At 57.2% G+C, this 976-nt stretch carries 1 protein-coding gene; it reads right to left on the minus strand.

Annotation, left to right across the window (positions count from 1 at the left end):
- Positions 1-976 (minus strand): alanine dehydrogenase (gene ald, locus AC6EKW_RS15015; RefSeq protein WP_498514825.1); only part of this gene is annotated, 976 nt, incomplete at both ends.

Consider the following 976-nt stretch of genomic DNA (forward strand, 5'->3'; position numbering starts at 1 on the left):
TCTCTATGCTCCCACTCTGCGCTATCTCAACCACATAGGGCAGCGTGGCGCTCGTGAGTGCCAGCGTGGAGGTCCTCGCTACAGCTCCCGGAATGTTCGAGACGCAGTAGTGGATTACGCCTTCTTCTTCGTAGGTGGGGTGGGTGTGGGTCGTGGGGCGGCTGCTCTCAAAGCACCCTCCCTGGTCTATGGCTACGTCTACCACCACAGAGCCTCTCCTCATCTGGCTTATGGTCTTCCTGTCTATGAGCTTTGGGGCTTTCGCTCCGTGTACCAGTACCGCTCCTATGACTACATCGGATTCTCTTACGTAGCTGGCAAGGCGGGCTCTGTTCGGGATCACAAGGTCCGCTCTTCCTCCAAAGATGTCCGAGAGGTAGGAGAGCCTCTTTGGGTTTATGTCCATAACCCTCACTATGGCTCTCATCCCTAATGCTATCTTGGCTGCTTCTGTGCCTACTACTCCTCCTCCTATGATCGTGACTTTCGCCGCCGGGGTCCCCGGTACTCCTCCCAAAAGAAGCCCCGCTCCTCCCTGCGGGCTCTCCAGGCAGTGCGCTGCTGCCTGTACGCTCATCCTGCCCGCCACCTCGCTCATCGGTGCGAGCAAAGGCAGCGTGCCGTCTTTTTGCTCTACGGTCTCGTAGGCTATGGAGGAGATCTTCTTCTCAAGGAGAAAGCTAGTCAGCTTCCTGTCCGCTGCCAGGTGAAGGTAGGTGAAAAGCTGCTGGCCTTCTTTGAAGAGGGGGTATTCTTCGGGCAGGGGCTCTTTGACCTTGAGGATGAGATCGGAAGAAGAGAAGAGTCTCTTCTTGTCTTCTTCTATCTTTGCTCCGGCCTGCAGGTACTCTTCGTCGGCAAAGCCTGAGGCTTCTCCTGCTCCTTTCTCGATCAGGACGCTGTGGCCGTGGTGGGTGAGCTCCGCTGCGCCGTCTGGCTGCAGCGCCACCCTCCCTTCCTGGTCTTTTATCTCCTT

Source organism: Rubrobacter sp. M3-4, from assembly GCF_059772285.1.